At 63.0% G+C, this 6,844-nt stretch carries 7 protein-coding genes and 1 pseudogene; 3 read left to right on the forward strand and 5 right to left on the reverse strand.

Annotation, left to right across the window (positions count from 1 at the left end):
- Together EOA22_RS20475 and EOA22_RS20480 are read right to left on the reverse strand one after the other, a co-directional pair.
- On the reverse strand, positions 1-603 hold a 603-nt coding region (locus EOA22_RS20475), incomplete at its 3' end, for a GTPase (protein WP_127390178.1).
- Complete coding sequence (locus tag EOA22_RS20480) at positions 600-1,265, reverse strand: tetratricopeptide repeat protein (RefSeq protein ID WP_063167646.1); 666 nt, start codon at positions 1,263-1,265, stop codon at positions 600-602. The genes EOA22_RS20480 and EOA22_RS20475, both read right to left, overlap by 4 nt.
- Before the next feature lie 212 nt (positions 1,266-1,477).
- On the opposite strand from EOA22_RS20480, the gene EOA22_RS20485 reads away from it, so the two are divergent.
- Entirely contained in the window at positions 1,478-2,485 is a 1,008-nt protein-coding gene (locus EOA22_RS20485; RefSeq protein WP_013532850.1) for a polysaccharide deacetylase, read from the forward strand.
- Positions 2,486-2,518: 33 nt separating this feature from the next.
- Here the strand turns inward: EOA22_RS20485 and sbmA are convergent, their stop codons facing one another.
- The 3 genes from sbmA to EOA22_RS20500 all read right to left on the reverse strand — a co-directional run bounded on the left by sbmA (position 2,519) and on the right by EOA22_RS20500 (position 5,390).
- Positions 2,519-3,778, reverse strand: coding sequence for a peptide antibiotic transporter SbmA (gene sbmA, locus EOA22_RS20490; RefSeq protein WP_013532851.1), 1,260 nt, complete (start codon positions 3,776-3,778; stop codon positions 2,519-2,521).
- A gap of 113 nt (positions 3,779-3,891) precedes the next feature.
- Positions 3,892-5,052, reverse strand: coding sequence for a YbfB/YjiJ family MFS transporter (locus EOA22_RS20495; RefSeq protein WP_063167644.1), 1,161 nt, complete (start codon positions 5,050-5,052; stop codon positions 3,892-3,894).
- A 116-nt stretch (positions 5,053-5,168) separates the two neighbouring features.
- On the reverse strand, positions 5,169-5,390 hold the full coding sequence (locus EOA22_RS20500; protein ID WP_063167643.1) for a hypothetical protein: 222 nt from the start codon (positions 5,388-5,390) through the stop codon (positions 5,169-5,171).
- Between the two features lie 94 nt (positions 5,391-5,484).
- Here EOA22_RS20500 and EOA22_RS20505 point away from each other — a divergent pair.
- Positions 5,485-6,467: pseudogene (locus tag EOA22_RS20505) on the forward strand (LysR substrate-binding domain-containing protein).
- A partial coding sequence (locus tag EOA22_RS20510; RefSeq protein WP_164755678.1) for an aminopeptidase occupies positions 6,464-6,844 on the forward strand: 381 nt, incomplete at its 3' end. The pseudogene EOA22_RS20505 and the gene EOA22_RS20510, both read left to right, overlap by 4 nt.

Raw genomic sequence — 6,844 nt, forward strand, 5'->3', positions numbered from 1 at the left:
GTCGTAGGTGTGCTCGGCATCCGGATCGGCGATATCCTCGCCGATCAGCACCTCGCCGGCAGCGATCTCTTCGTCTTCGCCATCTTCGTCTTCGCCGAAGGCGCGCGCTTCGCCGAGCGCGCCGATCACGGCGTCGCGCAAATCGGGCATGCCCTGGCCATGCTCGGCCGAAACCGGGATCGGCTCGCCAAGGCCGAGCTCCCAGGCTTCCAGCATACCGCCCTGGGCGCCCTTCGCCTCGGCCTTGTTGGCGACCAGCACGACCGGCTTGCCGGACTTGCGCACGATCTCGGCGAAGGTCCTGTCGTCAGGCAAAAGGCCGGACTTGGCATCGATGGTGAAGAAGATCAGGTCGGCCTCGCGGATAGCGATCTCGGTCTGCGCACGCATGCGGCCGGGCAAGGTCGAGGCACCAGCGTCCTCGAAGCCGGCGGTGTCGATGACATCGAAATGCAGGTCGTAGAGCTTGGCGGCGTGGACGCGACGGTCGCGGGTGACGCCCGGCGTGTCGTCGACAAGCGCCAGCTTTCTTCCCACCAGCCGATTGAAGAGAGTCGATTTGCCGACGTTAGGTCTGCCGATGATGGCGACTTTGAAGGTCACGACGCACTGCCCGACCCGCGGATCAGCTCGGACATCAATGTTGCGCGCTCGCGGGTGTTGCGCGGGGCGCCGTCATCGGCGGCGATCTGGTCGAACAGTTTCAGCGCATCCTGCGTCTTGCCTTCCTTCCAGGCGGAAAGGCCGAGCGCCTCGCGCGCCGTGTGGCGCAGCGTGTTGGTGTCGGATGTCAGCGCTTCGATACGGCTGGACACGTCGGCGAACGAGCCATGGTCGACGAGCAGCAGCGCTGCCCGCAGCCGCGCCATGTCGCGAATGCTCTGGGGAATGGCCGTGTCGGCGGCGACTTCGTCGAAATCCTTGACGGCGGCGGGAACGTCGCCCTTGTTCGCCTTGACGGTCGCGCCGCGCATGCGTGCGAGCAGCGGATAGGCGCCGTAGCCATCCTTCTCCAACTGATCGAGCGCGGTCAGCGCCTCATCGTTCTTGCCGTCATTGGCAAGCTTCAGCGCCTGCGAGAACGCATCGCCCGAGCGGTTGGCGCGCGTCTCGTCCCAATAGCGATAGCCGACGAAGGCTGCGGTGCCGAGCACCACGAGGATCGCAACGACAATCAGGGCTGGGCCAAAACGGTCCCACAGCGCCTGCGCCTGTTCGCGACGGATCTCGTCGTTGACTTCACGGATAAAACTGTCGTCGGACATCAAATCAAACCATTCCTGCCCGGTCGGGCCTTTGTCAGCCCGCGTTTTAGCGAAATTTTGCCGGCATGGAAGGGGTTCGACCGGAAAATCGCTATTGTCCGGGGCAAACGGATGTTTGCCCCGGACGAGCAGCCGAAGAGGCCCATCGCACCCGCGCCACATTTAGGCGATAGCCGGCTTGCAGACGTTCCCCGAGTTAAGATCAGATTCCTATGCTTCGTCCGTTCCGCGTTGTTGCGTTTTCGCTTGCCGCGCTCGTCACTGCCGGCGTGGCTCTGGCCGACCCGCCCGCGCCACCGGTGCCGGCAAAGCCCAAGCAGGTCGTCATCATCTCGTTCGACAGCGCCCGCGACATTTCGCAGTGGAAGCGCAGTCGAGCACTGGCTGAGCGCACCGGGGCACATTTCACCTATTTTCTGTCCTGCGTCTTCCTGCTGTCGACGGAAACACGCAAGGAATACACCGCACCCGGCAGAAGCGCCGGGAAATCCAATATCGGCTTTGCCGCCTCGAAACAGGAAGTCACCGACCGGCTCGAGCAGATCGGGCTTGCCGCGCATGAGGGCCACGACATCGCCAGCCATGGCTGCGGCCATTTCGACGGCAAGGACTGGAGCAAGGCCGACTGGCTGAAAGAGTTCGGTTCGTTCGAGCACATTCTCGAGAACGCCTATGCCATCAACGGCATTGCGCCCGAGCCTGAGGGCTGGCGCGATTTCGCACGGCATGCGGTTGTCGGTTTTCGCGCGCCGTATCTGTCGACGGGCAAGGCGCTCTATGAAGCGCTGCCGGCCGCCGGCTATCAATTCGACGCCAGCGGCGTCTCGCAGGGCCCCGCCCGACCGACGGCCAGCAACGGCGTCATGCACTTTTCGCTGCCGCAGATTCCAGAAGGACCGAAGTCACGGCCGGTGATCGCCATGGACTACAATCTCTATGTCAGGCATTCCGGCGGCTTCGAACGGCCAAGCCAAGCGGGCGAGTTCGCCAACCGGACCTATGATGCCTTCCGCGCCGCCTTCGACAAGCAGTATGCCGGCAAGCGCATTCCGCTGGAGCTCGGCTTCCACTTCGCGCTGATGAATGACGGCGCCTACTGGAACGCGCTGGAGCGCTTTGCCGGCGAGGTCTGCGTCAAGGCCGATGTCGAATGCATCAGTTTTCGCGATTATGTTTCGCGCCAGGATGCCGGCCAGAGGCAGGTCTCGGTCGGCGGCTGAGCCGCCAACCCGGTTCGTTTCCAACCTCGATCTTTAGGCCGGATCCTCAGCGCCCTGCCTTGCCAGATAGCGCTGGTCGATATCGGGCAGCGGCTCGCCTTGCAGCGTCGCCTCGAAGGCGCGCAGGCGCTTGTGGACCGATTGCAGCTCGACGATGGTCGACCAGGAGGTGAGCAGAAACTGCAGTGAACCGGTCACCTTGCCGAATGCGTTCGAAATCTGGTTCAGCGCGCCGAACGTGATCTTGTGCGCCACCAGCGAGGGACCGAGGATCAGCAGCGAGAAAATGTTGTCGGCCTGCAGGTAGGTGTAACGGACGACGTTGAAATAGATGTAGTGGAAATAGAGCCTGAAATAATTGTGGCGAACATTCTCGAACAGCTCGGCCGTGGTGGCCGGCTGGGCCCGGTCCGCGTGATCCTCGCCGTAGACGAGTTCCTTGCGGTAGGCTGCCTCAACGCGCTGGTTGCGGAACTGCAGCCCTGGAAGTTTCAGACCTGCAACCATGACCGAGATCGTCCCGAACAGACACCAGGCAAGGGCTGCGACAACCAATGGCTGTGGAATCGCGCCGATAATCGGCAACTCGGTGATATGGGCCTGCAACTGGATCATGACCGGCAGGAATGCGATCAACGTCATAATCGACTGGACGAAGCTGGAGCCGAGATCTTCCATGATCTGCGAGAACCGCATCGTGTCTTCCTGGATGCGCTGCGAGGCACCCTCGATATGGCGTAGCCTGCCCCAATTCTCGACGAAGTAGTTGTTCATCGCCGTGCGCCAACGGAAGATCCAGTGACTGACGATGAAGGCGTTGACCACCTGCACATTCATGCCGACCAGGGCGAGCCACGAAAAATCAGCCAATCCGATATAAAATTCGCTGTTGGTCGACTTTCCAGTCCCCGACATCAGCCCCTGCACATAGTCGAAGAAAGGCCCATACCAGGCGTTGACGGCGACGCTGACCTGCACATTGAAATAGATGAAGAACAGGATGACCGCGGTCATCAGGATCGACCAGCGTTGCCATGGATGCGGCGAATACCAGCTCCAGAATGCGTAGAAGACGAGCACGCAGAACGCGAAATAGAGATAGAACCAGAGGAACGGCTTCGATACGAGGATGGCGATGCCGATGATGGGCGGCGCGCCGGCCGCGGCGGGCGGCAATCCGAAAACCGTACCTAATTGTTCACCACCGAAGAACCAGAACAGGATCGCCGCAAGGCTCCAGACGGCGGCCGAAGTGAAGAACAGCTTCGGCTGCGGGAAAAAGGATACGAACACTGTGGCGAATTCCTCGATCTAGGCACAAATCAGCTGACGACAGCGGGCATAAAGTCACACATTAGTGGGAAAGAAAATGCCCGTGCCCGATGCCCGGCACAGCAAGCTCACAATCATGGCGATTTTGGCGCAGCCGACCATGTGATGGCGCCGGAGACGACCAGCACGATCGCGGCTGTGATCGAGGCGAGGAAGAAATCGCCGGACATCTGCGCCAGAAACCCGGCGGCGACCGGCCCGATGATCTGGCCAAGGCCGAACGCAGCCGTCATCAGGGCGAATATCCGCCGCGGCGCGCTTGGCGCCTGCTGCCGGGCGGCCTGCAGGCCAAATGCGGTGATGGCAATGAAGGTGCCACCGAGCAGCACGCCGGCAAGCAGCGGCCCGGTGGCGCCGCCGATGGCGACGCTGGCGGTGACGCCGGCAACTTCGATGAAGCACGCCAGCGCATAGGCGGCATAAAGGCCGGTCCGGGCCGCGATCTTCTGCCAGAGCCAGACTGAGGGAAAGCCCGCAAGACCGGCGACCATCCACACCATGGCCTCGAAGACGCGGCTGCCGCCGCCTTGCCGGACGATGGCGACCAGGAATGTCGCCGTCACCACATAGCCAAAGCCGAACAGGCCGTAGGCGACGATGACCTTGACCAACGACCGGTCCATCCGCAGTGCCGGCTCGCGGGTGGCTTCGCCGTTGCCGAGCGGACCCTCATTGGCCAACAGCGCAACGAGGACGAAACCACAGGCCGAAATCGCCGCCGACCACAGCCAGCCTGCAGCCCAGCCCGAATGCTCGGCGACCAGCACCGCCATCATCGCCGCCGATGCCGCTATGCCGAGCCCGACGCCGCCGAAATGCCAGGCCTGCAGGTCGTTGCGACCGGCAGCCGCGATGTGGCTGAAAACGGTGCTGGCCATGAACACCATGACGAAGGCGCTGGCCAGACCGGCCAGAAAGCGGATAGCGAGAAAGGCCGTCATCGCTTCGGTCAGCCCCATCAGCGCGGCAAGGACCGTACTGGCGCCAAGCCCCGCCAGCATCAGCAGGCGCTCGCGCCCATGCGCCCAGCCGCCCGCCGCTGCCAACGCGCCGACGAGATAACCGAGATAATTGGCCGACGCGATCCAACCGGCATCGGCAGGCGACAGATGCAATTCCTGCATCATGCCGGGCAGGATCGGCGTGTAGACGAAACGGCCGATGCCCATGGCAACCGCCATGGCAATCATGCCGGCGAAGGCGAAACGCAGCGCTGTCGAGGTGGCTGATGTCATTGCACTGCACAATAAGTGCAGGGGTCGCTGAAACAATCGCCATCTGTTGGGCCAGCGCGTGCGCGGGACGTGGTGCTCGCCTCGACTTTCCTCAAGCCGGAACGCTTGGCGGCTGCTCAGCAGCGGCCGCCGGCGTGCAACGGGGCCGTCTCGTGCACTGTCCGCCGTGCCGTCAGCCTGAACGGCACATCGCCCAGTTCGCGTTCCGACATGGTGTTCAGCACCGGATGCGAAAGCGGATCGGTCAGCCATCTCTGCGTTTCGCTGTCCGGGTGCGGCTCATACGGCGTACTCGCAGCGAAAAAGACCTTCAGCGACGACGACAAGATCCTCAGCATTTCCGGCTCCACAGGTCTGTCTCTTCCGATAAAATCCGCCGTTTCGACATGCCTTTCAATTGAGATTTCAGCCGGATCAGTTTAGAAAAACTCAATGGCCATGCTCAACCGCGTCCACCTCAACGGCCTGCGCGCCGTCGAAACCGTTGCCCGTCTCGGATCGCTGGCGGCGGCCGCCGGTGAGCTCAACGTTTCCGCAGCCAGCAGATAAGCCGTACCGAAAAACAGCTCGGCCAGGCGCTGTTCGAGCGAACGGCGAGCGGTCTGGTGCTGACCGAATTCGGCGCCGTCTTCGCGGCCCGCCTTGGTGCTGGATTTCGTGAGCTTTCCCAGGCCGTGGCGCTGGCCGACGAGGCTACGCAATGCACATTGGTGGTTTCGGTGGCGCCGGCCTTTGCCTCGAAGTGGCTGTTGCCCAGACTATCTCGCCACTTCGACCGGCATCCCAACGTGCTGCTGCGCATCGACGCTTCGGTGCGGCTGGTCAATCTCGATCACTCAGACATCGACATCGCCATCCGGCTTGGCGACGGCAAATGGCCGGGCGGGCGCACGGAACTGCTCTTGGCGCAGGAAGTCTTCCCGGTCTGCGCGCCGGCGATTGCCCAAAAACTGAAGTCGATCGAGGACCTTGCCCAGACCTGCGCGATCACCGACGAGCGAGCAATGATCAACTGGGAAAGCTGGTTCGAGACGGCCGGCGTCCCACCTGTCAGCTTCCTCAAGGGTGCGCGTTTCACCGACCCGATGCTGTGCCTGGAATCGGCGATTGCCGGCCACGGCGTGATGCTGGGCTGGCAATTGCTCGCCGCGGATGCGCTGGCCGACGGGCGGCTGGTGGCGCCTTTCGGTATCCGCGCCCAGAGCGGGCTCGGCTATTGGCTGGTGACCTCGTCCGTCAAGGCGGAAAGCCGCAAGGTCCGGGATTTCAAGGTCTGGATCAGGGAAGAGATCGAAGCAACCATGGCGCGGTTCGGGTCCGCAACCCCAAAACCCGCCGGCGCGATCGCGGTGGAAAGCGCCGCGCCGCCGCTCTATGGTAGGTCGGACATCAAACTACGACAGGCAGGATCATGACCACACATTCGCGCGGCGTTTCCGCATCAATCGACCCGGTGAAGCTCGACAGGCTGGCGGAAGTCGCCATCAAGGTCGGGCTGCAATTGCAGCCAGGGCAGGATCTGGTGCTGACGTCATCGATCGCGGCACTGCCGCTAACCAGGCGGATCGTCGAGCATGCCTACAAGGCCGGCGCCGGCCTGGTGACGCCGATCTTCAACGATGACGAGATGACGCTGGCGCGCTACCGCTTCGGCGCCGATGCGAGCTTCGACCGCGCCGCCGGCTGGCTCTATGAAGGCATGGCGAAGGCCTTCTCCAACAATGCGGCCAGGCTTGCGGTGCGCGGCGAGGATCCGTCGCTGCTCTCCGCACAGGATCCGGCGAAAGTGGCG

Source organism: Mesorhizobium sp. M7A.F.Ca.US.014.04.1.1 (assembly GCF_003998745.1).
GTDB classification, from domain to species: domain Bacteria; phylum Pseudomonadota; class Alphaproteobacteria; order Rhizobiales; family Rhizobiaceae; genus Mesorhizobium; species Mesorhizobium ciceri.

What these genes read in the sequence shown, in the direction of transcription:
- EOA22_RS20485 (WP_013532850.1), top strand. Translation starts at nt 1,478, where the DNA reads ATGCTTCGTCCGTTCCGCGTTGTTGCGTTTTCGCTTGCCGCGCTCGTC.
- EOA22_RS20480 (WP_063167646.1), bottom strand. Translation starts at nt 1,265, where the DNA reads ATGTCCGACGACAGTTTTATCCGTGAAGTCAACGACGAGATCCGTCGC.
- EOA22_RS20495 (WP_063167644.1), bottom strand. Translation starts at nt 5,052, where the DNA reads ATGACATCAGCCACCTCGACAGCGCTGCGTTTCGCCTTCGCCGGCATG.
- EOA22_RS20500 (WP_063167643.1), bottom strand. Translation starts at nt 5,390, where the DNA reads ATGCTGAGGATCTTGTCGTCGTCGCTGAAGGTCTTTTTCGCTGCGAGT.